The organism is Tessaracoccus oleiagri, from assembly GCF_900103275.1.
Taxonomy (GTDB): Bacteria; Actinomycetota; Actinomycetes; order Propionibacteriales; family Propionibacteriaceae; genus Arachnia; species Arachnia oleiagri.
In genome coordinates, this window is record NZ_FNGP01000003.1 from 168,527 (window position 1) to 194,045 (window position 25,519).

General features: G+C 69.3%; 20 protein-coding genes and 4 tRNA genes. 18 read left to right on the forward strand and 6 right to left on the reverse strand.

The window, feature by feature from the left end:
• Nucleotides 1-4: 4 nt before the first annotated feature.
• Nucleotides 5-496 carry a YajQ family cyclic di-GMP-binding protein gene (locus tag BLR46_RS08700; RefSeq protein WP_093251116.1) on the reverse strand — a complete coding sequence of 164 codons (492 nt, stop codon included), beginning with the start codon at nt 494-496 and terminating at the stop codon, nt 5-7.
• Nucleotides 497-611: 115 nt separating this feature from the next.
• Between BLR46_RS08700 and BLR46_RS08705 the strand changes: the two genes are divergently transcribed.
• The 17 genes from BLR46_RS08705 to rplA all read left to right on the forward strand — a co-directional run bounded on the left by BLR46_RS08705 (nt 612) and on the right by rplA (nt 13,035).
• Nucleotides 612-693: transfer RNA gene (locus BLR46_RS08705), tRNA-Tyr, on the forward strand.
• Between the two features lie 74 nt (nt 694-767).
• The gene (gene pabB, locus BLR46_RS08710) at nt 768-2,213 is read left to right on the forward strand and encodes an aminodeoxychorismate synthase component I (protein WP_093251118.1); all 1,446 of its coding nucleotides are present in this window, start codon (nt 768-770) and stop codon (nt 2,211-2,213) included.
• A 44-nt stretch (nt 2,214-2,257) separates the two neighbouring features.
• Complete coding sequence (locus BLR46_RS08715) at nt 2,258-2,968, forward strand: purine-nucleoside phosphorylase (RefSeq protein ID WP_093251119.1); 711 nt, start codon at nt 2,258-2,260, stop codon at nt 2,966-2,968.
• Nucleotides 2,969-3,023: 55 nt separating this feature from the next.
• A tRNA-Thr gene (locus tag BLR46_RS08720) sits at nt 3,024-3,096 on the forward strand.
• Nucleotides 3,097-3,124: 28 nt separating this feature from the next.
• Nucleotides 3,125-3,197, forward strand: a tRNA-Met gene (locus tag BLR46_RS08725).
• Between the two features lie 52 nt (nt 3,198-3,249).
• Entirely contained in the window at nt 3,250-3,420 is a 171-nt protein-coding gene (rpmG, locus tag BLR46_RS08730) for a 50S ribosomal protein L33 (protein ID WP_093251121.1), read from the forward strand.
• Nucleotides 3,421-3,530: 110 nt separating this feature from the next.
• Nucleotides 3,531-3,953 (forward strand): FAS1-like dehydratase domain-containing protein, encoded by a 423-nt coding sequence (locus BLR46_RS08735; protein ID WP_093251122.1) that lies wholly within the window; start codon nt 3,531-3,533, stop codon nt 3,951-3,953.
• A complete protein-coding gene (locus BLR46_RS08740) occupies nt 3,950-4,345 on the forward strand; it encodes a MaoC/PaaZ C-terminal domain-containing protein (RefSeq protein WP_093251124.1) in 396 nt (131 codons plus the stop codon). The genes BLR46_RS08735 and BLR46_RS08740 overlap by 4 nt, the downstream gene beginning before the upstream one ends.
• Before the next feature lie 46 nt (nt 4,346-4,391).
• Entirely contained in the window at nt 4,392-5,450 is a 1,059-nt protein-coding gene (locus BLR46_RS08745; RefSeq protein ID WP_245701652.1) for a UDP-N-acetylmuramate dehydrogenase, read from the forward strand.
• Nucleotides 5,451-5,556: 106 nt separating this feature from the next.
• On the forward strand, nt 5,557-6,570 hold the full coding sequence (locus BLR46_RS08750; RefSeq protein WP_093251126.1) for a peptidoglycan-binding protein: 1,014 nt from the start codon (nt 5,557-5,559) through the stop codon (nt 6,568-6,570).
• 17 nt (nt 6,571-6,587) lie between these two features.
• Entirely contained in the window at nt 6,588-8,360 is a 1,773-nt protein-coding gene (locus BLR46_RS08755; protein WP_245701618.1) for an ABC transporter ATP-binding protein, read from the forward strand.
• Nucleotides 8,357-10,171 carry an ABC transporter ATP-binding protein gene (locus BLR46_RS08760; protein ID WP_093251127.1) on the forward strand — a complete coding sequence of 605 codons (1,815 nt, stop codon included), beginning with the start codon at nt 8,357-8,359 and terminating at the stop codon, nt 10,169-10,171. Before BLR46_RS08755 ends, BLR46_RS08760 begins: the two co-directional genes overlap by 4 nt.
• 111 nt (nt 10,172-10,282) lie before the next feature.
• Nucleotides 10,283-10,355: transfer RNA gene (locus BLR46_RS08765), tRNA-Trp, on the forward strand.
• A gap of 82 nt (nt 10,356-10,437) precedes the next feature.
• Complete coding sequence (gene secE, locus BLR46_RS08770) at nt 10,438-10,932, forward strand: preprotein translocase subunit SecE (protein ID WP_093251128.1); 495 nt, start codon at nt 10,438-10,440, stop codon at nt 10,930-10,932.
• Nucleotides 10,932-11,747, forward strand: coding sequence for a transcription termination/antitermination protein NusG (gene nusG / locus BLR46_RS08775; protein WP_093251129.1), 816 nt, complete (start codon nt 10,932-10,934; stop codon nt 11,745-11,747). Before secE ends, nusG begins: the two co-directional genes overlap by 1 nt.
• 62 nt (nt 11,748-11,809) lie before the next feature.
• On the forward strand, nt 11,810-12,241 hold the full coding sequence (rplK, locus tag BLR46_RS08780) for a 50S ribosomal protein L11 (RefSeq protein WP_093251136.1): 432 nt from the start codon (nt 11,810-11,812) through the stop codon (nt 12,239-12,241).
• 92 nt (nt 12,242-12,333) lie between these two features.
• Nucleotides 12,334-13,035: a 50S ribosomal protein L1 gene (gene rplA, locus BLR46_RS08785; RefSeq protein ID WP_093251138.1), complete on the forward strand. Its 702-nt coding sequence runs from the start codon at nt 12,334-12,336 to the stop codon at nt 13,033-13,035.
• A 71-nt stretch (nt 13,036-13,106) separates the two neighbouring features.
• Here rplA and moeB read toward each other — a convergent pair whose 3' ends face one another.
• Complete coding sequence (gene moeB / locus BLR46_RS08790) at nt 13,107-14,261, reverse strand: molybdopterin-synthase adenylyltransferase MoeB (RefSeq protein ID WP_093251139.1); 1,155 nt, start codon at nt 14,259-14,261, stop codon at nt 13,107-13,109.
• Between the two features lie 139 nt (nt 14,262-14,400).
• Here moeB and pulA point away from each other — a divergent pair, with 139 nt between their 5' ends.
• Entirely contained in the window at nt 14,401-20,247 is a 5,847-nt protein-coding gene (gene pulA / locus BLR46_RS08795; protein WP_143008257.1) for a pullulanase-type alpha-1,6-glucosidase, read from the forward strand.
• A 55-nt stretch (nt 20,248-20,302) separates the two neighbouring features.
• Here pulA and BLR46_RS08800 read toward each other — a convergent pair whose 3' ends face one another.
• The 4 genes from BLR46_RS08800 to BLR46_RS08815 form a co-directional block, all read right to left on the reverse strand.
• Entirely contained in the window at nt 20,303-22,720 is a 2,418-nt protein-coding gene (locus BLR46_RS08800; protein ID WP_093251141.1) for a hypothetical protein, read from the reverse strand.
• Between the two features lie 101 nt (nt 22,721-22,821).
• Nucleotides 22,822-23,586 carry an amino acid ABC transporter ATP-binding protein gene (locus BLR46_RS08805; RefSeq protein ID WP_093251856.1) on the reverse strand — a complete coding sequence of 255 codons (765 nt, stop codon included), beginning with the start codon at nt 23,584-23,586 and terminating at the stop codon, nt 22,822-22,824.
• 5 nt (nt 23,587-23,591) lie between these two features.
• A complete protein-coding gene (locus BLR46_RS08810; protein WP_218118408.1) occupies nt 23,592-24,545 on the reverse strand; it encodes an amino acid ABC transporter permease in 954 nt (317 codons plus the stop codon).
• A gap of 2 nt (nt 24,546-24,547) precedes the next feature.
• The gene (locus BLR46_RS08815) at nt 24,548-25,462 is read right to left on the reverse strand and encodes an ABC transporter substrate-binding protein (RefSeq protein WP_093251143.1); all 915 of its coding nucleotides are present in this window, start codon (nt 25,460-25,462) and stop codon (nt 24,548-24,550) included.
• Nucleotides 25,463-25,519 lie beyond the last annotated feature (57 nt).

Here is a 25,519-nt window from a genome sequence, read left to right on the forward strand (position 1 = left end):
GACCTCAGCGGTAATTCACGAACTGGGTGGCGAAGTCGAAGTCCTTGTCGCGGATCAGCTTCTGGACGGCCTGGAGATCGTCGCGGCTCTTCGAGCTGACGCGCAGCTCGTCGCCCTGGATCTGCGCCTTCACGCCCTTCGGGCCCTCGTCGCGGATGAGCTTGGAGATCTTCTTGGCGTTCTCCTGCGAGATGCCCTCCTGCATCTCTCCGGTGATCTTCCACAGCTTCCCGGACTGGCGGGGCTCGCCGGCCTTCAGCGACTTCAGGTCCACCCCGCGGCGCGCGAGCTTGGACTGGAACACGTCGAGCACCGCGTTGACGCGATCCTCGGTGGACGCCTGCATCTCGACGAACTCCCCGGACCACGCGATGGCCGCATCGGTGTTCTTGAAGTCGAACCGCTGCCGGACCTCCTTGGCCGCCTGGTTGATCGCGTTGTCGACCTCCTGGCGGTCCACCTTGCTCACGACGTCGAACGAGCTCTCAGCGGCCATGGGGTGCTCCTGTCTTCGGGGGATGATCGGTCCGGACCAGCCTACCGGCCTCTTCCGGGCTGCTTTGCCGACACCGGAGAACAGGTGCTAGCCTTGGTCCGCGCTGAGCGCAATCGGCAGGTTGCCCGAGCGGCCAAAGGGAGCGGTCTGTAAAACCGTCGGCACAGCCTACGTTGGTTCGAATCCAACACCTGCCACCCAGACCCCGGATCGGATTGATCCGGGGTCTACTGCTTCCCGTGGGCACCCCCGCGTTCCTACACTGCTCGCCATGGAGCACGCATCGACCGTCGGCCCTCTCGCGGCGATGTGGCGGGTACTGGACCTGGACCTCGACGTCGAGGCGACGGCCCACGGGCTGCTGCGCGACGCCGATGCCTCCTTCTGGCTCGACTCCGCCTCCGTCGCCACCGGCAACGGGCGCCACAGCATCATCGGCACCGACCGGGGGAGTCTCGCCGAGGTGGTGCGTTACCGCCTCGCCGACGGGCACGTGCGGCTCCGCGCCGGCGGCCGGGATCGCACCGTCCCGGCGGACGTCCTGACGCACCTGCAGCGACAGCTGGCCACTCCGGTGGTCGGCGACCTCCCCGACCTGCCCTTCCGCGGCGGCTACGTCGGCTACCTCGGCTACGAGTGCAAGGCGCTCACCGTCGCGCCCGGCCGGCACACCGCGGAGACGCCCGACGCGTACTGGCTGCGTCCGCAGTCCTTCCTGGTGCACGACCACGCCACCGGCCGGACGCACCTCGCCGCCCTCCACCCCCACGGCGGGGACACCGGCGAGGCGGCCGCGCTCCTGGACGCGCTGGAGGCGGCGCTGGTGGAGCGGACGCCGGGCACGGAGGCGGTCCCCGAGGACTTCGGCGAGGCCCCCGGCCGCTGGCGCCTGCCCGCCCGGGAGTACGAGTCGAGGGTCCGCCGGGCGCAGGCGGCGCTGCGACGCGGGGACTCCTACGAGATCTGCCTCACCGACACGTTCGTCGCCGACGCCCATCCCGGCGGGTGGGAGCTCTACCGAATCCTGCGCCGCCTGAACCCCGCCCCGTACGCCGCCCACCTCCGGTTCCGCACCTTCGGCGACTCCCTCGACGTGCTCTCCGCCTCCCCCGAGCGATTCCTGAGGGTGGACCGCGACCGGACGGTGGAGAGCCGTCCCATCAAGGGCACCGCACCCCGCGCCGCGCACCCCGCCGAGGATCGCCGGCTCGCCGCCGACCTCGGCGCCGACCCGAAGACCCGCGCCGAGAACCTGATCATCGTCGACCTGCTCCGCAACGACCTCGGCCGGGTCTGCCGGCCGGGAACCGTGCACGTGCCGGAGCTCATGCAGGTGGAGAGCTACGCGACCGTCCACCAGCTCGTCTCCACCGTCCGCGGGCAACTGCGCGCCGACAAGGACCTCGTCGACCTCCTCCGCGCCTGCTTCCCGGGCGGCTCCATGACCGGTGCCCCCAAACCGCGGACCCTCGAACTCATCGACGAGCTGGAGGCGGGGCCGCGGGGCATCTACTCGGGGACGCTCGGGCACCTGGGCTTCGACGGCAGCGCCGACCTCGCCATCGTCATCCGCACCCTCGTCGGCGACGGGCGGCGCTGGACCCTCGGCGCGGGCGGCGCAGTGGTGCTGGACTCCGATCCCGACGCCGAGAACGCCGAGAAGGAGCTCAAGGCCCGCGCGCTGCGCCGCGCGCTCCGGAGCGCAACCGGCCCCTGAACCGGGCTTCGTGTGCCACGCTTGGAAGCGACGAGAGGACCCCCATGCCCACACCCCACATCGCAGCGGAGCCCGGCCAGATCGCCGAGCTCGTGATCATGCCCGGCGACCCGGTCCGGGCGCGCCGCATCGCCCAGCAGCGGATGGCCGATGCGCAGCTCGTGTCCGAGGTCCGGGGCATCGGCGCCTGGACGGGCACGGTCGACGGCGTACCGATGACCGTCATGGCGTCCGGGATGGGCGTGCCGTCGATGTCGATCTACGCGACGGAGCTCTACCGGGAGTACGGCGTCCGGCGCATCGCCCGCGTCGGTACCTGCGGCGGGATCCCGGACCACGTCTCGGTGGCCGACGTGATCATCGCGGTCTCCGCGCACACGGACTCCGGCATCGCGACTTCGGCCCTGCCGGGCGTCACCCTGTCGCTGGCGGCATCGTTCGACATGCTGGCCGGTGCGGTGGCCCAGGCCAGGGGAGCGGGGCGGAGGGTGCACGTCGGGCCGGTGTTCACCTCGGACCAGTTCTACCACCCGCGCACCGACCTCATCCCCGTCCTCGAGGGCCTCGGCACCCTCGGGGTGGAGATGGAGGCGGCAGCGCTGTACTTCGCCGCCGCCCGCGAGGGCAGGGATGCGCTCGCCTGCCTCACCGTCTCGGACCACCTCCGGGACCACTCCGCCGACCTCACGTCGCAGGAGCGCGAGCAGCTCTACGAGGTGGCGCTGGAGGCCGCGATCGCCGGTCTGTGCGCCTGATCGGTGGCCGATTTGCTGGCTCGCTCCGGCGTCGTGTATGTTTGGTCGTCGGCTGGCCCCTATAGCTCAGTAGGCAGAGCGTCTCCATGGTAAGGAGAAGGTCTGCGGTTCGATTCCGCATGGGGGCTCGATTCCTTCCCACAGGAAGGGTCAACTGACGGGGTAGCTCAGTCGGTAGAGCAAGCGGCTCATAATCGCTGTGTCGCGGGTTCAAGTCCCGCCCTCGTCACCGAACAAGGCTTTCACCAAGCGCCTCGGCGCGCAGAGCAAAGGAAGACATCATGGCCAAGAAGGGCGCGGACGTCCGTCCGAAGATCACGCTTGCCTGCACCGAGTGCAAGGAGCGCAACTACATCACGAAGAAGAACCGTCGGAACACCCCCGACCGGCTCGAGCTGAAGAAGTTCTGCCCGCGCTGCCGCGTGCACCAGGTGCACCGCGAGACCCGCTGACCCAGAGCATCCGAAACGACCGCCCACGGGCGGTCGTTTTGCTTTGCCCGGGGCAGCGAACGCCACCGGTGCGTCACCGGGTCCCGGCCCGTTCGGGGTAGCCTTGGCCCATGCCGATCAGCTCCGAACACGCCGGCCGCCGCTATCCGGCCTCGGCCCCCTACGAGGTGAGCCGGGCGAAGATCGCCGAGTTCGCCGCCGCGCTGGGGGACGACAACCCCGCCTACTCCGGTGACCAGCCCGTCGCCCCGCCCACCTTCGCGGCCATCATCGCCGCGCAGGCGTGGGAAGCGCTCTTCGGCGACGCCGAGCTGGGTCTGGCGCTGCACCGGACCATGCACGGCGACCAGCAGTTCGACTTCCACCGGCCGCTCGTGCCGGGCGACCAGGTGGTCGCGCAGCTGGGCATCGAGCGCGTCCGCAACCGCGGTAACCTCGACATGGTGACGATCGTCGTCGAGCTCACGGTCGAGGGGGAGCCCGTCTGCTCCGCCCGCTCCACCCTGATCCACACCCGCGAGGAGGCGGCATGAACGTCGGCGACACCCGTGAACTCACGGTCCCGGTGACGCGCTCCCGGGTCGTGCGCTACTCCGGCGCCTCCACGGACTTCAACGAGATCCACTTCTCCGACCGCCACGCCCGCGCGATCGGGCTCCCCGGCGTCGTCGCCCACGGCATGTGGACGATGGGCGCCGGCCTGCGCGTCGTGACCGACTGGGTGGGCGATCCCGCCCGGGTGCTCAGCTACTTCGTCCGCTTCACGCGCCCCGTGGTCGTCCCGGACACCGACGAGGGCACCGAGGTGGTCTACACCGCCACGGTCGCCTCCATCGAGGACGGCGTCGCGAAGCTGACCATCACGGCCACCTGCGGTGACGAGGCGGTGCTCGGCGCCGCGAAGGCCGAGGTGCGCGTTGCTTGACTGGAATGACGTCGTGGAGGACGTCGAGGCCTGCCAGGTCGAGCGGGTGACGAGGGGTCCCGTCGACGTGGACGCCACGCCTTCCCGTCGGCTCGCCGACCACACCACGCTCCGGGTGGGCGGCGAGGCCGACCGGTTCGAGGTGGCCCGCACCGACGCGGAACTGGTCGAGCTCGTCCGGGAGGCCGACGCCGAGGGTACGCCGCTCCTCGTCCTGGGTGGGGGGTCGAACGTGCTCGTCCCCGACGAGGGCTTCCGGGGCACGGTCGTCCTCGTCGCCAACACCGGCGTCGACGGCGACGTCAGTCACTGCGGGGGCGCGGTCGTGAAGGTCGGCGCCGGCGAGAACTGGGACGACTTCGTCGCGTTCGCCGTGGGCCAGGAGTGGTCGGGCATCGAGTCGCTGTCGGGCATCCCCGGCAGCGTCGGGGCCACGCCCATCCAGAACGTCGGCGCGTACGGCAGCGAGGTGGGGGAGTACGTCTACCGCGTGCGCACCTGGGACCGCGTCGCGGACCGGCAGCGCACCTTCATGCCGGCGGACTGCGGCTTCGGCTACCGCACCAGCGTCTTCAAGGAGCACCCCGGCCGCTACGTCGTGCTCGACGTGACGTTCCAGTTCACGCTCGGCGACCTCTCGGCGCCCGTCCGCTACGCCGAACTGGCCCGGCGGCTCGGGGTCGAGATCGGCGCGCGGGTCGAGTCCTCGACGGTCCGGGACACCGTACTGGCGATCCGCGCGGGCAAGGGGATGGTGCTGAACGACGCGGACCCGGACACCTGGTCGGCCGGCAGCTTCTTCACCAACCCGATCCTCACCGAGGACGAGGCCGCGCGCCTGCCCGACGACGCACCGCGCTTCCCGGCGCCGGGCGGCCTGGTGAAGACCAGCGCGGCCTGGCTGATCCAGCACGCCGGCTTCGACAAGGGCTACGGTCACGGCAACGCGGGCCTGTCGACGAAGCACGTCCTCGCGCTGACCAACCGCGGCGGGGCCACCGCCGGCGAACTCGTCGCCCTCGCCCGCGAGGTGCGCGACGGGGTGGAGCAGCGGCTCGGCGTCCGGCTCGTCCCCGAGGTCAACCTGGTGGGTCTCGAGCTCTGACCGCCCGCCGCGGCGTCGCCGACGATCTAAAGCTGAACTTGAGGGACTATCCCCGCCGAGCGCGCGGCCGCTAGCCTCACCCTCGAATCCACTTCGAGGAGGGTGCATGCGCCGGTTCAGGGTCCTGTTGGCCATGGTGGTCGCCACGTTGCTGGGCTTCGGCGGGCTCGCGGTGCCGCAGGCACACGCCAGCGTCCAGAGCGACTTCATCGGTTCGCTGGTGAAGGCCGCCCAGGAGAACGAGCGCGACACCGGCATCCCGGCGTCCGTGACCATCGGCATGGCCGCGCTCGAGACCGGGTGGGGGCGTTCCTCGATGGCGAAGGAGCCGATGAACACCCTGTTCAACATCAAGTGCACCGCCAAGCCGTCGCCCTACCAGAAGGGCTGCAGCGAGGTCGCCAGCTACGAGTACGACAGCAACGGCGTGCGCTACCTCAAGGTCTCGGGCTTCCGCACCTACGCCAACACCGGCGACTCCCTGAAGGACTTCGGGCTGTTCCTCACGACGCTCACCCGCTACGCGAAGGCGTTCGACCACACCACCAACCCCGACGCGTTCGTCCGCGAGGTGCACGCCGCCGGCTACGCCACCGATCCCCGCTACACCGAACTGGTAGTCGGCATCATGCGGTCCTACAACCTGTACCAGTACAACGTCGGGGGCAGGACGGCGCTGGGCGACACCAGCAAGCTGCCCGTCACCGGCCGCGACTTCGGCGACCTCACGCTGGGCAGCGCCGGCCAGAGGGTCACGACGCTGCAGCGGCTGCTTTCCGAGCAGATGGGGCGCACGATCCAGTTCGACGGAAGGTACGGCTGGCAGACGCAGGACGCGGTGGCGGACTGGCAGTACGAGAAGAAGTTCCCGGAGCAGAGCGGCGACGTGGACCGCGCCACCTGGGAGGCCATCGTGCCGACGCTCAGCCAGGGCGACCGCGGGCCGCTCGTCAAGGCGCTGCAGCTCGAACTCCGGCACGCCGGCTACTCGATGGTCACCGACGACGGCGTCTTCGGCTCCCTGACGAAGCAGGCGGTCGAGGACTTCCAGCGACGGCACTCGCTGCCCGTCACCGGCACCGTCGCCACGATGACCTGGGGACGCCTGCTCGGCAACTGAGGGTAGACTCAGGCGGCGTGTCTGTTGCAGCCCGCCCCCGTGTGCGGCGGCGCCCCACCCTGGTCCGCCTCCTCCACTACGTAAAGCCTTACTGGAGGCAGTTCGCGCTCATCTTGGCGCTCGCTCCGGTCGGCGTCGCGATGGCCGTTGCGATCCCCATCCTGCTGGGCTACGTCGTCGACGGACCGATCGCCGAGGGCGACGCCTGGGGTGTCGTGGGCGTGGCGCTGCTGATCCTGCTGGCCGGCTCCGTCGACTCCGGCGTCAACTTCCTGCGGCGCTGGATGATGTCGCGCGTCACCTCCGTCATCGAGGCGAACATCAGGTTCGACCTCTTCGACAAGCTGCAGGCGCTGCAGATGGGCTTCCACAAGCGCTGGGAATCGGGGCAGTTGCTGAGCCGCATCATGAGCGACCTCGGCCTCCTGCGCCGGTTCACGTCCTTCGGGATGCTCATGCTCATCATGAACACCATCCAGATCGTGGTGGTGCTGGGCGTGATGCTCGTCATGTACTGGCAGCTGGGGCTGCTGGTGCTGGTGGCCATCGTGCCGGTGGTCGTGGCGACCCGGGTCCTGGTGGGGCGCGCCACGCGGCTGTCCCGGAACGTGCAGGACTCCACAGGCGACATCGCGAGCCTGGCCGAGGAGTCGCTGCACGGGGTCCGCGTCATCCGCTCCTTCGGGCGGATGCGCTACGTGTACCGCCGCTTCGACGAGGCGGCCCTGCGGCTGCGTGACCTCGGCGTGAGACGGATGAACCTCGCCTCGGTGCTGTGGACCCTGCTCGAGGTCTTCCCCAATGCGCTGCTCCTGCTCGTGGCGGGGGTCGCCTCCTACGCGGCGGCGGCCGGCGTACTGACGTTGGGCCAGGTCGTGGCCTTCGTCACGCTCCTGCTGTCGATCGCCTGGCCGGTCGGCTCGCTCGGCTTCCTGCTCAGCTTCGCCGGCGAGGCCGAGTCCGCGGCGACGCGCGTCGCGGAGGTCTTCGACTCCGAGGTGACGATCCGCTCTGGTGACCGTCGGATCGCGGAGCCCAGGGGGCGGTTGGAGCTCGTCGACGTGGAGTTCCGGTTCGACGACGCCGACCTGCCCACCCTCCGGGGCCTCAACCTCACGGTCGAGCCGGGGGAGACGGTGGCACTGGTCGGCGGCACCGGTTCCGGCAAGTCCACCCTCGTCGCGCTCATCCCGCGGCTGCTCGACGTGACCGGCGGGCGGATCCTCCTCGACGGGGTGGACGTGCGTGAGCTCGACCTCGCCCAGCTGCGGTCGCTGATCGGGACCGCCTTCGAGGACCCGATCCTGTTCTCGATGTCCGCGCGCGAGAACCTCACCCTCGGCCGTCCCGACGCCACCGACGAGCAGATCGCCGAGGCGGTCCGGGTCGCGCGCGCGGAGTTCGTCCACGACCTGCCGTGGGGCCTCGAGACGCGGCTCGGCGAGCAGGGGCTCAGCCTCTCCGGCGGGCAGCGGCAGCGGCTGGCGCTCGCCCGCGCGATCCTCGTGGACCCCAAGGTCCTGGTCCTCGACGACACGCTCTCCGCGCTGGACATCCACACGGAGGCGGAGGTCGAGGAGGCGCTGAAGTCGACGCTGGTGGGCGTCACGGGCATCGTCGTGGCGCACCGGGCGTCGACGGTGCTGCTCGCCGACCGCGTCGCCATGCTCGTCGACGGCCGCATCGCGCACGTCGGCACCCACTCCGAGCTCCTGGCCACCGTGCCCGAGTACCGGGAGCTGTTGTCGGCCGACTACTCGATCGAACCCAACCTCGAGGAGGCGCCGTGAGCGACACCGCCGAGTCGTGGCGCGGGAAGCGCCAGGAGATCGCGGAGGAGCAGGACACCACCGTCGCCCTCCGCCCGGCCAGCCGCAAGCTCCTCGTCGAGCTGGTGCGGCCGTACAAGTGGATGGGCCTGGGACTGGTGGTCGCGGTCGTGGCCGAGGCGGCCGCGAGCCTGGCGATCCCGTACCTCGTGCAGCAGGTCCTCGACTTCGGGATGCCCGAGCTGGCCGACGGCGACGGCTCGTCGCTGACGCGGCTGCTGCTCCTCATGGGCGTCGCGGTGGTCGTGCAGACGGTGGGACGCGTCGCGTTCATCCGCGGCTCCGGCGTGGTGGGCAACAACATCCTGCTCTCCCTGCGCCGCCGCCTCTACGAGCAGTTCCAGCGGCTCTCCATCGGCTTCCACGACCGGTACACCTCCGGCCGCGCCGTCTCGCGCATGACCTCGGACATCGAGGCCGTGCAGGAACTCGTCATGCAGGGCCTCGACGTCGTGGTCGCCTCGGGCCTGACCATCGTCGGAGCCACGGTCCTGCTGCTGTACCTCGACTGGCGCCTCGCGCTCGTCGCCTTCCTGACGTACCCGCTGATCTTCTGGTTGCTGCACTGGTTCACCCGCGCGTCCACGCGCGGCTTCCGGGCGGTGCGGACGAAGTCGGCCACGACGATCGTGCAGTTCATCGAGACGATGACCGGCATCAAGGCCGTGCAGGCGTTCCGTCGGGAGCAGCGCTCACGCAGCCAGTTCCGGCAGGTCGCGGGTGAGTACCGCGACGCGAACATCGACGTGATGCGTGTGTTCGCCCGCGCGATGCCCGGCATCCAGTACATCGGCCACATCGGCACCGTGGTCGTGGTCCTGGTGGGCGGGCTCATGGTGCTGCGGGGTGACCTCATGGTCGGCGTGATGGCGGCGTTCGTCCTGTACCTGCGGATGTTCTTCGACCCCATGCAGGACATCGGCCAGTTCGTCTCGTCGCTCCAGTCCGCACTGACCGCCCTGGAGAAGATCTCCAGCGTCATGGAGGAGCGGCCCGAAGTGGCGGACCCCGAGCGCCCCGTCCCGCTGCCCGTGGCCCGCGGTGAACTGCGCTTCGACCACGTCCGGTTCGGCTACATCGATGAGACGGTCGTGCTGCCCGACCTGACCCTGCACATCCCCGCCGGCCAGACCGTCGCGCTCGTCGGCACCACGGGCGCCGGCAAGACGACGATCGCCAAGCTCGTCGCCCGCTTCTACGACCCGCAGGAGGGCGCCGTGACGCTCGACGGCGTCGACCTCAGGGACCTCGACGCCCCGACGTTGCGCGGCCACGTGACGCTGCTCACCCAGGAGAACTTCATCTTCGCCGGGACCATCGCGGAGAACATCGCCTTCGGGAGGCCCGACGCGAGCCGTGAGGAGATCGAGGCGGCGGCGGCCGCCGTCGGCGCCGACGTGTTCATCGGCGAGATGCCCGACGGGTTCGACACCGACACCGGCAAGCGCGGCTCCCGGCTCTCGGCCGGGCAGCGGCAGCTGGTGGCGTTCGCGCGGGTGGTCCTCGCCGACCCGGCGGTCCTGATCCTCGACGAGGCCACCAGCTCCCTCGACATCCCGAGCGAGCGGCTGGTCCAGAACGCGCTCAACACGATCCTCGCCGACCGCACCGCCATCATCATCGCCCACCGCCTCTCCACGGTGGCGATCGCGGACCGGGTGCTGGTGCTGCAGCACGGGCGCGTCGTGGAGGACGGGGCGCCGTCGGAACTCATCGGGGGAGAGGGGCGCTACGCGGACCTCCACCGAGCCTGGCTGGCGTCGCTGGCATGAGCGGATCCTCGCGATTTCGGATGGTCGCCCGAAAGCGGCTATAGTGGTCCCTCGGTAAGCAAGTTGCCGTGCTCGGTCATCCCCGTGATCGGTACGCAGCCCAACCGCCTTAGGGTAGTAGCTCAACTGGCAGAGCAGCGGTCTCCAAAACCGCAGGTTGGGGGTTCGAGTCCCTCCTGCCCTGCGAAGTGGCCCAGGTCACTTTGTGAGCCTTACGGCGTAATCGCCGCAGGGCCTTTTATTTGTCAGCGAAAGGGCTTGGGAACGTGAGCGAAAAGTCGCCCAGGGACACTCCGGACGAGACCCCGAACGACGACGCCGCCCTCGACGTGACCCCCGAGGAGCAGGACGCTCCCGGTCCGGAGACCCCAGCCGGGGACGCTGACGCGATGGCAACCGACGAGACCGACGACGAGGTCATCGCGCGACTCGACGAGGACCTGCCCTCCGACGAGGCGCTGGCCGCCGGCCCGGCCCCGATCCGTCGGCGGACCGCCCAGGCCCCGGTCAAGAAGGCCGCCCCGACCCGCAAGCGCTCGGACGCGCAGGTCGAGCACGTCGACCCCTACAAGGCCAAGAATCCCGCGCACTTCGTCCGACAGAGCACCGACGAACTGAAGAAGGTCGTCTGGCCAACCTGGCCGACCCTGGTCCGTTACTTCGCCGCAGTGCTGATCTTCGTGCTGTTCATCATCGCCGTCGTGGCGTTGCTTGACGCGGCCTTCGGCTGGGCACTGCTGCAGATCCTAGGAAACAACTGATGACTGAGAACAACGCGAACGACGAGTTCGACTTCGAGATCGACCTGGGCGAGGTGGAGGCCCCCGAGGCGGACGACCTCGAGATCGACCTCGGCCTCGACACCGCCCCCGCGGAGACCTCCATCGAAGAGGCGGAGATCGACCTCGGCGGCGACGACGAGGACGAAGAGGACGAAGAAGCCGGCTCCGATGCCGACGCCGCGCTCGAGAAGGCGCTGGAGGACCTCCGGGCCGAGCTCGAGTCCAAGGACGGCGAGTGGTACGTCATCCACACCTACTCCGGCATGGAGAACCGCGTCAAGCAGAACATCGACTCGCGCGCGCAGACCCTCAACATGGAGCACGAGATCTTCGAGACCATCGTCCCCACGGAAGAGGTCGTCGAGGTGCGCAACAACACGCGCAAGACCGTGACGCGCAGCGTGCTCCCCGGCTACGTGCTCGTCCGCATGGACCTCACCGACGACTCCTGGGGCGCGGTGCGGCACACCCCGTCGGTGACCGGTTTCGTCGGACAGGGCCAGACCCCGGTCCCGCTCTCGCTGGACGAGGTCGTGCACATGCTTACTCCCTCTGTGAAGGCCAAGGTCGCCGCCGAGCAGGTCGGCGTCCAGCCCAAGCAGCGGAAGAAGGTCGAAGTCGTCGATTTCGCGGTCGGCGACTCCGTCATGGTGATCGACGGCCCCTTCACCGGTGTGCACGCCACGATCACCGAGATCAACGCCAACGCGAACCGGCTCCGGGCCCTGGTCGAGATCCTCGGCCGCGAGACCCCGGTCGACCTCGAATTCCGTCAGGTCAGCAAGGTCGTCTAAGATAGGGCGTTGGCCGAAAACTCTTCGGCAACAATTTTTCATTTCACAGGTAAGGACCCACCATGCCTCCCAAGAAGAAGGTGTCGGCGATCGTCAAGATCGCCCTGAACGCCGGCGCTGCCACGCCTGCGCCGCCGGTCGGTACCGCGCTCGGTCCGCACGGCGTCAACATGATGGAGTTCGTCAAGGCGTACAACGCCCAGACGGAGTCCCAGCGCGGCAACGTCATCCCCGTCGAGATCACGATCTACGAGGACCGCACGTTCACGTTCGTGACCAAGACGCCCCCGGCCGCCGAACTCATCAAGAAGGCCGCCGGTATCTCCAAGGGCTCCGGCAGCCCGCTGAAGGAGAAGGTCGGCAAGCTCACCAAGGCGCAGGTGCGCGAGATCGCGGAGACCAAGCTCCCCGACCTCAACGCCAACGACGTCGACGCCGCCATGAAGATCGTCGAAGGCACCGCCCGCCAAATGGGCGTCACCATCACCGACTGATCCCCACGACATCGCTGGCAGGGAAGTGACTCCCGTACCAGCAACTGGTGGACCGGGTCACGAGCCCGGCGCAAACACTAAGGAACCAGCTAATGAAGCACAGCAAGGGCTACACGGCCGCCGCAGAGAAGCGCGACGGCTCGCAGAGCTACTCCCCGGAAGAGGCCATCCGCCTCATCAAGGAGATGGCGTCGGCCAAGTTCGACGAGTCCATCGACGTCGCGATGCGTCTCGGCGTCGACCCCCGCAAGGCGGACCAGATGGTCCGCGGCACGGTCAACCTCCCGCACGGCACCGGCAAGACGGCAAGGGTCCTCGTCTTCGCCTCCGGCGACAAGGCTGAGGCCGCGCTCGCGGCGGGCGCCGACGAGGTCGGCACCGACGAGCTGATCGAGAAGGTCGCCGGCGGCTACCTCGACTTCGACGCCGTCGTCGCCACCCCCGACATGATGGGCAAGGTCGGCCGCCTGGGCCGCGTCCTCGGCCCCCGCGGTCTGATGCCGAACCCGAAGACGGGCACCGTCACCATGGACACCGGCAAGGCCGTCTCCGACATCAAGGGCGGCAAGATCGAGTTCCGCGTCGACCGGCACGCCAACCTCCAGTTCATCATCGGCAAGGCCTCCTTCTCCGAGCAGCAGCTCACCGAGAACTACTTCGCCGTGCTCGACGAGGTCCTGCGCCTCAAGCCCTCCGCCTCGAAGGGCCGCTACCTGCGCAAGATCGCCGTCTCCGCGACGATGAGCCCCAGCATCCTGATCGACTCCGCGGCGCACAAGCCGGCCGAGGCCTGATCCACACACGCCCGAACGGGGCGGGTGCTTCCTCACGGAAGCCACCCGCCCCGCTTCGCATGCCCGGAGCCTCAGTAGAGGGGCTTGTGCGGCTCGATCTCACGGACCCACGCCAGCACGCCCCCGGCGACATAGCGCACCGACGGATGCCCGGCGGCCACGAGGAGTTCGCGGGCCTGACGCGACCGGACGTCGGACTTGCAGTGGAGCACCACGTCCCGGGACGGGTCGAGCTGCACGTCGCCGGCGATGAACCGGCCGAGCGGCACCAGACGGGCGCCGTCGATGCTGACGATCTCGTGCTCGCCCGGTTCGCGTACGTCGATGAGGTCGAAGTCCGCCCCGCCGCGCTCCCTCGCCCGCAGCAGTGAGGCGAGCTCCGCCACGTCGACGGCGGCCGGGTCGTCAGCGGACGGGGGAGTCGCGCGGGTCACGCCGCAGAACTCCTCGTAGTCGATGAGCTCGGTGGCGGGGGCGCGCCGCGGGTCGGGCTTGATGGTCAGCTCGCGCCAGGTGAAGTCGAGGGCGTCCAGGACGACGAGCCGGCCCAGCAGGCTGCGGCCCATGCCGGTGATGAGCTTCACCGCTTCGTTCGCCATGGCGGTGCCGATCAGGCCCGGCAGCACCCCGATGACGCCACCCTCCGCGCACGACGGCACGGTGCCCGGCGCCGGCGGCTCGGGGAAGACGTCGCGGTAGGTGGGCCCGTGGCCGGCGTGGAACACCGCCACCTGCCCGGCGAACTGGAAGATCGCCCCCCACACGCACGGCAGGCCGAGGATCTCGGCGGCGTCGCTCACGAGATATCGGGTCGGGAAGTTGTCGGTGCCGTCCAGGACGAGGTCGTAGCCCGCGAGCACATCGAGGGCATTGGCGCTGGTCAGCCGGCCCGCGTGCTCGACGACCTCCACGCCGGGGTTGAGGTCGCGCACGGTCTCGGCGGCCGACGCCACCTTCGGCCGGCCCACGTCGGAGGTGCCGTGGATGACCTGCCGGTGCAGGTTGGACGCGTCCACCACGTCGTCGTCGACGATGCCGATGGTGCCCACGCCGGCGGCCGCCAGGTACAGCAGCGCCGGGGAGCCCAGTCCGCCGGCGCCCACGACGAGCACCTTCGCCGAGCGCAGGCGTCGCTGTCCCTCGGACCCGAGTTGGTGGAGCATGATCTGCCGCGAGTAGCGCTGGAGTTCGTCGCGGGAGAGGTCGTTCGTGGGGTCAACGGGCATGCGCCGATTGTCCCACGCGCCCGGCACGGGACCCATCCGGGGTTGCTGACGATGAACCCTCGACGCTGCCCCCTCGCCTGGCCTAGAGTGCCCATTGGAGATGGCCCGACGTGGGGCCGCATTCACGTGGGGAGTCGCGATGAAGCGAAAGTCTGCCGTCCTGTTGTCCGCCGCGCTGGTCCTGGGTGCGATCCCGGGGATGACCGCGCCGCAGGTGACGATCGCGCAGGAGCGCACCGTCACGCTGGTCGGGGACCTGCAGAGCGAGCTGGGCTGCCCTGGCGACTGGCAGCCGGAGTGCGCCGGCACCCGCCTCGCCGATCCGGACGCGGACGGCCGCTACGAGGGTGTCTTCGACGTGCCGGCGGGTGACTGGAAGTTCAAGGTGGCGCTCGACGGCACCTGGGACGAGGCGTACCCGGCGGCCGACGTGCCACTCAGCATCGAGGGGCCCGCCAGCCTGGCCTTCACCTTCGACCTCGGCACCCAGGCCGTGGGCGTCGCCCCCACCGCCCTTCCCGGCCCGGCCACCGAGGCGGACGCCGCGCTGGCGGGGGACTCGCTGCGGGAGGCACTCACCGCCGAACAGTTCTACTTCGTGCTGGCCGACCGGTTCGCCAACGGCGACACCGGCAACGACCGTGGCGGCATCGACGGCGACCGCATGGCGCACGGCTTCGACCCCACGGACAAGGGGTTCTACCACGGCGGCGACCTCCAGGGCATCATGGACCGGCTCGACTACATCGAGGGCCTGGGGACGACGTCGATCTGGCTCACCCCCAGCTTCAAGAACCGCCCGGTACAGGGCAGCGGCGACGACATCAGCGCCGGCTACCACGGCTACTGGATCACGGACTTCACGCAGATCGACCCGCACCTCGGCACCAACGAGGAGATGAAGGCGCTCGTCGACGCCGCCCATGCCCGCGGCATGAAGGTGTTCTTCGACATCATCACCAACCACACGGCCGACGTGATCGACTACGCGGAGGGGGAATACTCCTACATCTCCAAGGAGGCTGAGCCCTACCGGGACGCCTCGGGCAACGCGTTCGACGACCGGGACTACGTCGGCGGGACCTTCCCGGCCATGGACGCGTCGTCGTTCCCCTACACCCCGACGTTCCGCACCGACGCGGACCGCACGGTCAAGGTGCCCGAATGGCTCAACGACGTGACCATGTACCACAACCGCGGCAACTCCACGTGGGCCGGCGAGTCCAGCACCTACGGCGACTTCATCGGCCTCGACGACCTCTTCACCGAGCGCGCGGAGGTCGTCGACGGGATGATCGACATCTACTCGACGTGGGCCGACTTCGGCATCGACGGCTTCCGGATCGACACCGTCAAGCACGTCAACCTCGAGTTCTGGCAGGAGTTCAGCCCTCGAGTGCTCGAGGCGGCCCGCGCCGGCAACGCGGACTTCTTCATGTTCGGCGAGGTCTTCGACGGCAATCCGCAGTACGTCTCGACGTTCACCACCGAGGGCACGCTGCAGTCCGCGCTCGACTTCCCGTTCCAGGGCCGCTCGATCGACTTCGCCTCGGGCGGGGCGACGGTGCAGTTGCGAGACCTCTTCGCCCAGGACGACTACTACACCGACGCCGACTCCAACGCGTACCAGCTGGCCACCTTCACGGGTAACCACGACATGGGCCGCGCGGCGATGATGTTGGCAGGCAAGGGCTACACCGGCGACGAGCTGCAGCGGCGCGTCGAGCTCGCCAACGAGCTGATGTTCCTCACCCGTGGGCACCCCGTCGTCTACTACGGCGACGAGCAGGGCTTCATCGGGGCGGGCGGCGACAAGGACGCCCGACAGGACATGTTCGCCACCCAGGTGGGGCAGTACGCCGGCGAGGCCGTGGTCGGCGCGCCGTCGGGCTCCCGGGACCGGTACGACACGTCGCATCCGCTCTACCGGCAGATCGCCGAGCTCGCCGCGCTGCGTGAGGCGCACCCGGCGCTGGTCGACGGTGCCCAGCTCCACCGTTACGCCAGCAACGACGCCGGCGTCTACGCGTTCAGCCGGATCGCCGAGGGGGAGAACGTCGAGTACCTCGTCGTCACCAACAACGCCTCCGCCTCCCGCCAGACGAGCATCCCCACCTTCGGCGGCACCTTCGAATCCATCCACGGCGACGGCGGCACCCTGACCGCAGGGTCCGACGGCCGCCTGGGCGTGACCGTCCCCGCGCTCAGCACCGTGGTCTGGAGGGCCACCGCGCCGCTGGCCGAGCGCTCCGACGCGCCCGCGGTGTCGATCGCGTCACCGTCGGCCGGCGGCGTCGTCGGGGGACGGGCGGAGATCGCCGCGTCCGTGCCCGAGGCAGACTTCGCCCAGGTGACGTTCCTGTGGCGGCCCACCGGCACGTCGGACTGGCGCACCCTGGGCACCGACGACAACGCCCCCTATCGCGTGTTCCACGACGTCACCGACCTGGACTTCGGCACGCTCGTCGAGTACCGCGCGGTGCTGAAGGACTCGTCCGGCAACATCTCCGCGAGCTCCAGCTACGGGATCGTGGGGGAGGCCACCTCCGGAGGCGGCGGCGTCGACCCCGTCGGTCCGGTCGAGCAGCCCGACGCGGTGTCCGTCCCCGGCAGCCACAACACCGAGATGGGCTGCCCCGGCGACTGGCAGCCCGACTGCGCCGAGGCGCAGCTGTCGCTCGACGCGAAGGACAGCATCTGGAAGCGCACCTACGACGCACTCCCGGCGGGCGACTACGAGTACAAGGCGGCCATCAACAACGCCTGGGACGAGAACTACGGGGCCGGCGGCGTGCGCGACGGCGGCAACATCGCCTACACCGCCACCGGACAGCCGGTCACGTTCTACTACGAGCACGCGCGCCACTACGTCACGTCCGACGCGGAGGGGCCGATCATCACGGCACCCGGGTCGATGCAGAGCGAGCTGGGCTGCCCCGGCGACTGGGACCCCAGTTGCATGGCTCCCTGGCTCATCGACCCCGATGGCGACGGGGTGTACACGTGGTCGGCCACGGCGGTCCCGGCCGGCAACTACGAGCTGAAGGTGGCCCACGGGCTCTCCTGGGCCGAGAACTACGGTGCCGGCGGCGCCCGCGACGGGGCGAATGTCGCGTTCTCCGTGCCGCGCGACGGGATCCAGGTGACGATCAGCTACCGCATCGACACGCATGAGATCACGGTGACCACCTCCGAGGCGGGCGTCGCGCCCGACCTGACGGCGGCGAAGGCCCACTGGTTGACGCCCGACGTGATCGCCTGGCCGCGCGAGACGGGCGCGGAGTCCGACAGCTACCGCCTCCACTGGGCGAGCGAGGGCGGGCTGGTCGTGGATGCGGAGGACGTCGCGGGCGGCAGCACAGCGGCGCTCACCGTCGACCCGGCCGGTCTGCCCCAGGACCTGCGCGAGCAGTACCCGCATCTCGCGAACTACCTCGCGCTGCGGGTCGATCCCGCCACCGCGGCGCTGGCTCCCGAGATCCTCACGGGCCAGGTGGCCGTCGGCCGCTACTCCTCGACGGGGTCCGTGCGGGATGCGACGGGAGTCCAGATCCCCGGCGTGCTCGACGCGCTCTACGCCGAGGCCGCCGCGGACCTCCCCTTGGGCGTCACCTACGGCAACTCGCAGACACTCCGCCTCTGGGCGCCCACCGCGAAGGACGTGGCGCTGCTGGTCTGGCCGGAGGCCGGCGCGGGCGAGCCGGAGCGCATCCCCATGACGCGCGACGACGCGTCCGGCACCTGGGGCGTCACCGGCGAGTGGGACGGCCGCGAGTACCTCTACGAGGTCGAGGTCTTCGTGCCGTCGACCGGTGCGGTGGAGACCAACCGCGTGACCGATCCGTACTCCGTCGGGCTGACGCTCAACTCGACCCGCTCGGTGATCATCGACCTGGCCGATGCCGAGCTGATGCCCGACGGGTGGGCCACCTCGTCCGGCCCGAGGCTCGACAGCCCCGTGGACCAGACGATCTACGAGCTGCACGTCCGCGACTTCTCCATCCACGACGAGACCGTCCCGGAGGAGCTGCGGGGTTCGTATCTCGCGTTCGGCGCGGACGGGGACGGCAGCCGGCACCTGGCGGAACTGGCAGAGGCCGGGCTGAACACAGTCCACCTGCTGCCCACGTTCGACATCGCCAGCATCGAGGAGGACCCGGCGCTCCAGACCACCCCGGACTGTGACCTGGAGTCATACGCTCCCGACAGCGAGGAGCAGCAGCGGTGCGTCATGGCGCAGGCAGACACCGACGCGTTCAACTGGGGCTATGACCCGTGGCACTTCATGACGCCGGAGGGGTCCTACACGTCGACGGCGGAGGCCGCCCACGGCGGGGAGCGCACCCTCGAGTTCCGCGAGATGGTGTCCGCCATCCACGACCTCGACCTGCGCGTCGTGCTCGACCAGGTGTACAACCACACGGCAGCGTCGGGTCAGTCGGAGAAGTCGGTGCTCGACCGCGTCGTGCCCGGCTACTACCACCGCCTGAACGCGACCGGCGCCGTCGAGACGTCCACCTGCTGCGAGAACGTCGCCACCGAGCACGCCATGGCCGAGAAGCTGATGGTGGACTCGGTGGTGAAGTGGGCGCGGGACTACCGCGTCGACGGCTTCCGGTTCGACCTCATGGGCCACCACTCGGTCGAGAACATGCAGGCCGTCAGGGACGCGCTCAACGAGCTCACCGTGGCCGACGACGGCGTCGACGGCACCCAGGTGACGCTCTACGGCGAGGGTTGGGACTTCGGAGAGGTGGCGGGCAACGCCCGCTTCCTGCAGGCGAAACAGGGCCAGCTGGATGGGACCCACATCGCCACGTTCAACGATCGCCTCCGCGACGGGGTGCGCGGCGGCGGCCCGTTCGACCAGGACCTCCGCACCGACAAGGGCTTCGCCTCCGGCGGTGAGAGCGCCAACGACCTCGATCTCGTGCAGGTCGGGCTCGCCGGCAACCTCCGTGACTTCGAGCTGCGGAGCCAGGAGACGGGTGAACTGACGACTGGCGCCGGAATCAGTTACAACGGGGCGCCCGCCGGTTACGCGTCGCATCCCGACGAGATCGTCAACTACGTGGACGCCCACGACAACGAGACGCTGTTCGACATCCTCACCTTCAAGCTGCCGGCCGACATGCCGATGGCCGACAAGGTTCGCCTGAACACGCTGGGTCTGTCCACGACGGCGCTCTCGCAGTCTGTGTCGTTCTGGCACGCCGGCGCGGACATGCTGCGCAGCAAGAGCCTCGACCGGGACTCCTACAACTCGGGCGACTGGTTCAACCTGCTCGACTGGTCCATGACCGAGAACGGCTTCGGCCGCGGTCTCCCCCCGGAGGGCAAGAACGGCGACAAGTGGGACATCATGCGCCCGCTGCTCGCCGACGCGGCCCTGAAGCCGGCGCCGGAGGACATCGAGCAGGCCTCGGCGATGGCGCAGGACCTCCTCGAGCTGCGGTTCTCGACCGAGCTGTTCCGGCTCGGCGACCCCGACCTGATCCGGGAGAAGCTGAGCTTCCCCGTCTCCGGTACGGAGCTGGGTGACAACCAGGTGATCGTCATGCACATCGATGACACGGTGGGCGGCGACGTCGACGAGGACCTGGAGCGGGTGGTGGTCGTGTTCAACGCCTCGGCCGAGCCGATCAGCCAGCAGGTGCCGGGCCTGGAGGGGCATGAGTTGGAGCTGTCCGAGGTGCAGCGCGAGGGTGCCGACGAGGTCGTCAAGACGGCGACGTGGGACCGGGCGACGGGGACCGCCGACGTGCCGGCCTACACCGTCGCGGTGTTCGTGCAGGGCGGGGACGAGGTCATCGAGCCGACCCCCACCCCGACGCCGAGCGTCACGCCCTCTCCGACGCCCACCGGCAAGCCGACCGCGGTGCCCTCGGGGAAGCCGACGGCGGTTCCGTCCGGGAAGCCCACGTCGAGCCCGACGATCTGGCCCACCGAACGGCCGCGGCCGGGGCTACCGAGGACCGGGGTCTAGGAGCACAGGACGGGCGGCCGCGCTCCTGCGCGCGGCCGCCCTTTCCCAGTCGCTGTTACTCGGGACGACCCGGCAGGTCGAACAGGGCCAACTGCGAGCCCCACATGCCCCAGGTGTGTTCACCGTTGGGCGTGATGTTGAACAGCGGGTTGTTGTACCAGCCGTTCGGGACCGGGCTGTAGAGCAGCTCGCCGTCCGGGTTGACCCGGCTGGGCAGCTCGCTCATCTCGAGCGCGAAGTGGACCCACGCGAACACGCGCCCCTTGTCGTAGCCGAATGACCCGTAGCCGCCCAAGTTGCCCTGCCTGACGATCTGCTCGGTCTCGAGGTCGTAGGCGAACCAGCCACCGTTCGGCCGGCGGCCCATGAAGTAGGCGACATTCCCGTCCAGCACGACGTCCTCGTACGAGAGCCAGCCCTCCTTCAGGACCCGCCGCCACAGCACCTCGCGGCTGTCCAGGTCGACAGCTGCCACCTCCGCCACCGGCAGCAGGGGCTGGGAGTTGCCCTCGCCGACGGTGTCGCCGACGACGATCGCGATCCGGTGGTTGTGGGCAATACCGTGGACCCGGTGGTTCGGGAGGATGTCCTGCCGGGTCTCGAACTTGCCCGTCTTCAGGTCGATGAACGTCAGCGCGCCGTCGTAACGGCCGCTGCTGGGTCCGGTGGCGACCATCAGCACCTTGCGCTTCCAGTCGATGTTCATGTCCATCGTCCGCATCTGCCCCCCGATGCTCCCCAGCAGGCTCACCTCGTGGGTGCGCGGGTGGATGGCCAGGATCTGCGCGCTCGGGTACATCGCGGCGTAGACGGTGCCGTCGGGGCCCTCCACCATCGCCTTGGGCTCACCGTTGATCAGGAAGCGGTTGACCTTGCCTTGCTTCACGTCACGCACGGTCATCGCGAAGTGTCCGCCCACCCACACGCTGCCGTCCGTGTGCAGGAGCATCGACTGCGGCTCGTCGGGGTAGCCGAACTCGGTCTGCGCGGCGTCGAACACCGTGGCCTCACCACCCGGTGGCACCCACCAGACATGGCCCAGGCCGGTGACTCCGACGATCGTGCCGTCCTCCGCGACGCCGAGGTACTGGTTCTCCACGTAGTCCAGGGGCTGCGCCACCTTGATGAGCTCGCTGTCCGTCACGCGGTACACGTTGGTGGTCAGGCGGGCCATCGCGTAGATGGACCCGTCAGGTGCCACCGCGATCTGGTCCACGTAGCGGTCCTCCGGCAGGATGTCGCGGCTCACGCGCCCGCTGCCGTCGATGTTCATGCTGATGAGTTGCTTGCCACTGGCGACGTAGATCTTGCCGTCGGCCACGACCATGTCGAGGATGCCGACGGGGGAGTCGCTGAGGTAGCCGGAGAGATCCACCGGATCCCCGCCCTCCTTGGGCCACCGCAGGAGGCGACCCGGCGCGCTGGAACCGCCGTAGACGTAGTTGTCGTCCACCGCGACACCGGTGGCGTACATGGAGGTGGAGACCCTCCCGTAGACGACGTCGATGACACCGTCGGACAGGCGAGCCCTACGGACGGTGCCATCGTTGTAGGTGCCCAGATAGAGGTGGTCGCCGTGGATGGACATCGAGTAGACCCATCGTCCGGTGCCGAGGTCCACGAGTCGCTCGGCGCGGTCGGATCCCGGCAGGTAGCGCCAGACGTAGCGGCTGCCGGCCGAGCCGATGTAGAGGTGGGTCCCGTCGGTCTCGAGGTTCAGGCCTGCGGATCCGTTCCCGAGGTCGAGGTCGACGGTGTACTCCAGCTCACCGGTGCGGAAGTTCACGGCGCCGAGGCGACACGCCCCCTGCTCGACCGGATGGCGGGAGGTGAAGAAGACGGTGTCGCCGAGTCGGATCCCGCCGCGAACGGCAGCCGTGGTGGCGGCGGTTCCGAAGAGTTGCGGCTCGGTGAGCTCGATCGCGTCGATGGCGGCATCATCGAAGGTCGCGCTACCGCGGTTGTTCTGGGCGGAGTAGGGCAGGATCGTGGCAGCGACGGTGCCGGCCGGAGCCTGGGCGCGGACCCTGATCTCCTGCCAGTCGTCCACCGCGCCGAAGTTCTTCGTGGCGGTGGCGATGCGCGTTCCGCTGGCATTCCAGAACTCCAGGTACATCACGAAGCTGCCGCTCTCGACGAATGCGAAGATCGAGCCCTGGTACCAGCCGCCCGCCTCCGCGGGCACCTGCGCACTGCGGACGCCGATGCCCGTTGCGGTGTCGTCACTGATACGCAGGGCGTTCGTGCCGCCGTGCACGCGGTCGGCGACGATCGAGGCCTTGAGGGAAGAGGTGGCGTTGAAGGCGCGCCAGTGGTCCGGCCAGCCGTTCGTGACGGCCTCGAATCCGGGGTTGGGGAGTACGGAGGCGGCCTGCGCGAGGGGAGCGGCTGCGATCCAGTTGGCGGCTCCCGCGGCCGCGGCGAGGCCCGCGGCCCCTCCCAGCAGTGTGCGCCGCTTGATGTGGGTGGACATGCTTGCGGTCCTTTCGTCGTTGAAGGCACCAGAAATGCTTTTCTGGATACGTCATTCAACCACTTCGTGGGCCGCGTTGGAAGAGGTCGCCCGGATCCGAGTCAGAGAACCTTGGCGAAGAAGTCCTTGGTCCGCCGCTGCGCGGGGTTGTCGATCACCTCGGCGGCGGTGCCGCGTTCGACGATCTCGCCGTCGTCCATGAAGACCACTTGGTCGGCCACCTCGCGCGCGAAGCCCACCTCGTGGGTCACGACCACCATCGTCATGCCGGAGGTCGCGAGTTCCTTCATCACGCCGAGCACCTCGCCCACCAGTTCGGGGTCCAGCGCGGAGGTGGGCTCGTCGAAGAGCATGAGCTGCGGATCCATGGCCAGCGCCCGCGCGATGGCGACGCGCTGCTGCTGCCCGCCGGAGAGCTGGCCGGGGTAGTGATCGGTCCGGTCGCTGAGACCCACGCGCTCCATGAGGTCGAGGGCGCGCTGCCGGGCGTCGCGCTTCCTCAACCCGAGGACCTGGATCGGCGCCTCCATGACGTTGTCGAGCGCGGTCATGTGCGGGAAGAGGTTGAACCGCTGGAACACCATGCCGATCTTTGCGCGCTGCCGGGAGAGGTCCTTGTCGGTGCGGCGATGCAGCTGCACCTGGTCGCCCTTGACGACCTCTCGCATGCCCATCAGCTCACCGTCGACCCACATGCGGCCGGCGCTGATCTGCTCCAGCTCGTTGATGCAGCGCAGCAGGGTGGACTTGCCGGAGCCCGAGGGCCCGAGGAGCACGCACACCTCGCCGCGCTCGACCGTGAGGTCGACCCCCTTGAGCACGTGGAGGTCGCCGAAGAACTTGTGGACGCCGTCGGCGTGGATCATGGCGGTCACGGTGTCACATCCAGGTACGGGGCGCCCTTGGCGGTGCCGGAGGCGAGGATCGCCTGCTGCCGCTTGCCAACGCCCTTCTTGGTGGGGGTCACGTCGTTGCCGTCGAAGCCGCGGCCGTAGTACCGCTCGAGGCGGTGCTGACCGACCATGAGGATCGAGGTGATGACGAGGTAGTAGATCGCGGCGACGATCAGCAGCGGCACGGGCAGGAAGGTCTGGTTGCCGATGGCCTGCGTCACGAAGGTGAGCTCCAGGGTGAACGGGACCGCGACGACGAGCGAGGTGGTCTTGAGCATCGAGATGGTCTCGTTGCCGGTGGGCGGCACGATCACTCGCATGGCCTGGGGGATGATGATACGACGAAGGGTCGTCGAGCGCTTCATGCCGAGCGCGGTGGAGGCCTCCCACTGGCCCTTGTCGATCGAGTTCAGGCCGGAGCGGACGATCTCCGACAGGTAGGCGCCCTCGTTGAGCCCGAGACCCAGGATGGCTGCGACGGTGGCGTTGATCACGTCCTGCGTGTCGAAGACGAAGAACTCGGGGCCGAACGGGATGCCCAGGCTGAGCCGCGGGTACAGCACCGAGATGAGGCCCCAGAAGACGAGCTGCGTGTAGACGGGGGTGCCGCGGAAGAACCAGATGTAGACCCAGGCCACCCCCTGCAGCACGGGGTTCGCGCTCATCCGCATGATGGCGGTGGCCACGGCCAGCGTGATGCCGAGCGCCATCGCGGCCACGGTGAGCAGCAGCGTCCACACCACTCCACGCAGGACGCGCTCGTCGAAGAGGTACTGCCCGACGACGTCCCACCGGTAGTTCGGGTTGGTGAGCAGGCCGTTGACGAGCATGGCCACGAGGACCAGCACGATGGCAGCCGCCACCCAGTTGCCGGGCCGGGGCACCGGCCGCGGGCGCAGGAGCTCCGGATGGGACGTCGTCGGGGAGGACATGATCAGGCCTGCGGGTAGAGCTCGGCGGTGGTCAGCACGGCGTCCTCGGTGCCCCAGCTCTCCATGATGGCCTGCCAGGTGCCGTCGTCCATGAGGTGCTGCATGGCGCCCTGGATGGCCTTGGTGAGTTCGACGTCGTCCTGTGCGACGACGATGCCCTGCGGCGCCGAGTCACGGACGCCGCCGACGACCTCGAGCTGCCCGTTGGTGAGCGCGACGGCGTAGTCGGACACCGTCGAGTCGGCATAGAACGCGACTGCCTTGTTGCCGATGACGTTGGTGGTCACGTCGGACTGCGAGCTGTAGACCAGCACGTCGATCGCCTCCTCGCCGGCGTCGGTGCACTCCTTGCTCTTGGCGTCGAGGTCCTCGTGCTGCCAGGTGCCGTTCTGCACGGCGATGCTCTGGCCGCAGAGGGAGTCGGGGTCGAAGCCCTCGGGGTTGCCGGTCTTGACCGCGAAGGACGAGCCCACCTCGACGTACGCGATCATGTTGTAGCTGGCGGTGCGCTCGTCGGTGATGGTGAACGAGGAGATGCCGATGTCGTACTTGGTGCCGATGCCGGGCAACAGGGACGCGAACTCGGCGGCGCTGACCTCGGTCTCGAGGCCGAGCACGCGGCCCAGCGCCTTGCCGAGGTCGACGTCGTAGCCGATGGCGGTCTGGAGGTCCTCGGCGCGGAACTCGGCGGGGGCGTAGTCGATCGCGGCGCCGATGATGAGCTTGCCCCGGTCGCGGATCTCCTGCGGAACCTGCTCGGCCAGCTCGTCGACCTGCTCGACGCCGGACACGTCATACGTACGGTCGGTGGCGGTGGTGGCCGGCGACGAGCCGTCGGCGGCGGGTTCCCCCGAACCGTTGGAACAGGCGGTGAGGGCGAGGGCGGCGACGAGGCCGCCGACGATGAGCTTGCGCATGAACACTCCTAGAAATCGTGCAACAGCGGAATACTAATGCAGGTACTTCGATAACTA

Excerpts from the sequence above, each read along its gene's own strand:
- BLR46_RS08700 (WP_093251116.1), bottom strand. The coding sequence starts at position 496 with ATGGCCGCTGAGAGCTCGTTCGACGTCGTGAGCAAGGTGGACCGCCAG.
- pabB (WP_093251118.1), top strand. The coding sequence starts at position 768 with ATGGAGCACGCATCGACCGTCGGCCCTCTCGCGGCGATGTGGCGGGTA.
- BLR46_RS08715 (WP_093251119.1), top strand. The coding sequence starts at position 2,258 with ATGCCCACACCCCACATCGCAGCGGAGCCCGGCCAGATCGCCGAGCTC.
- rpmG (WP_093251121.1), top strand. The coding sequence starts at position 3,250 with ATGGCCAAGAAGGGCGCGGACGTCCGTCCGAAGATCACGCTTGCCTGC.
- BLR46_RS08735 (WP_093251122.1), top strand. The coding sequence starts at position 3,531 with ATGCCGATCAGCTCCGAACACGCCGGCCGCCGCTATCCGGCCTCGGCC.
- BLR46_RS08740 (WP_093251124.1), top strand. The coding sequence starts at position 3,950 with ATGAACGTCGGCGACACCCGTGAACTCACGGTCCCGGTGACGCGCTCC.
- BLR46_RS08750 (WP_093251126.1), top strand. The coding sequence starts at position 5,557 with ATGCGCCGGTTCAGGGTCCTGTTGGCCATGGTGGTCGCCACGTTGCTG.
- nusG (WP_093251129.1), top strand. The coding sequence starts at position 10,932 with ATGACTGAGAACAACGCGAACGACGAGTTCGACTTCGAGATCGACCTG.
- rplK (WP_093251136.1), top strand. The coding sequence starts at position 11,810 with ATGCCTCCCAAGAAGAAGGTGTCGGCGATCGTCAAGATCGCCCTGAAC.
- rplA (WP_093251138.1), top strand. The coding sequence starts at position 12,334 with ATGAAGCACAGCAAGGGCTACACGGCCGCCGCAGAGAAGCGCGACGGC.
- moeB (WP_093251139.1), bottom strand. The coding sequence starts at position 14,261 with ATGCCCGTTGACCCCACGAACGACCTCTCCCGCGACGAACTCCAGCGC.
- pulA (WP_143008257.1), top strand. The coding sequence starts at position 14,401 with ATGAAGCGAAAGTCTGCCGTCCTGTTGTCCGCCGCGCTGGTCCTGGGT.
- BLR46_RS08800 (WP_093251141.1), bottom strand. The coding sequence starts at position 22,720 with ATGTCCACCCACATCAAGCGGCGCACACTGCTGGGAGGGGCCGCGGGC.
- BLR46_RS08805 (WP_093251856.1), bottom strand. The coding sequence starts at position 23,586 with ATGATCCACGCCGACGGCGTCCACAAGTTCTTCGGCGACCTCCACGTG.
- BLR46_RS08810 (WP_218118408.1), bottom strand. The coding sequence starts at position 24,545 with ATGTCCTCCCCGACGACGTCCCATCCGGAGCTCCTGCGCCCGCGGCCG.
- BLR46_RS08815 (WP_093251143.1), bottom strand. The coding sequence starts at position 25,462 with ATGCGCAAGCTCATCGTCGGCGGCCTCGTCGCCGCCCTCGCCCTCACC.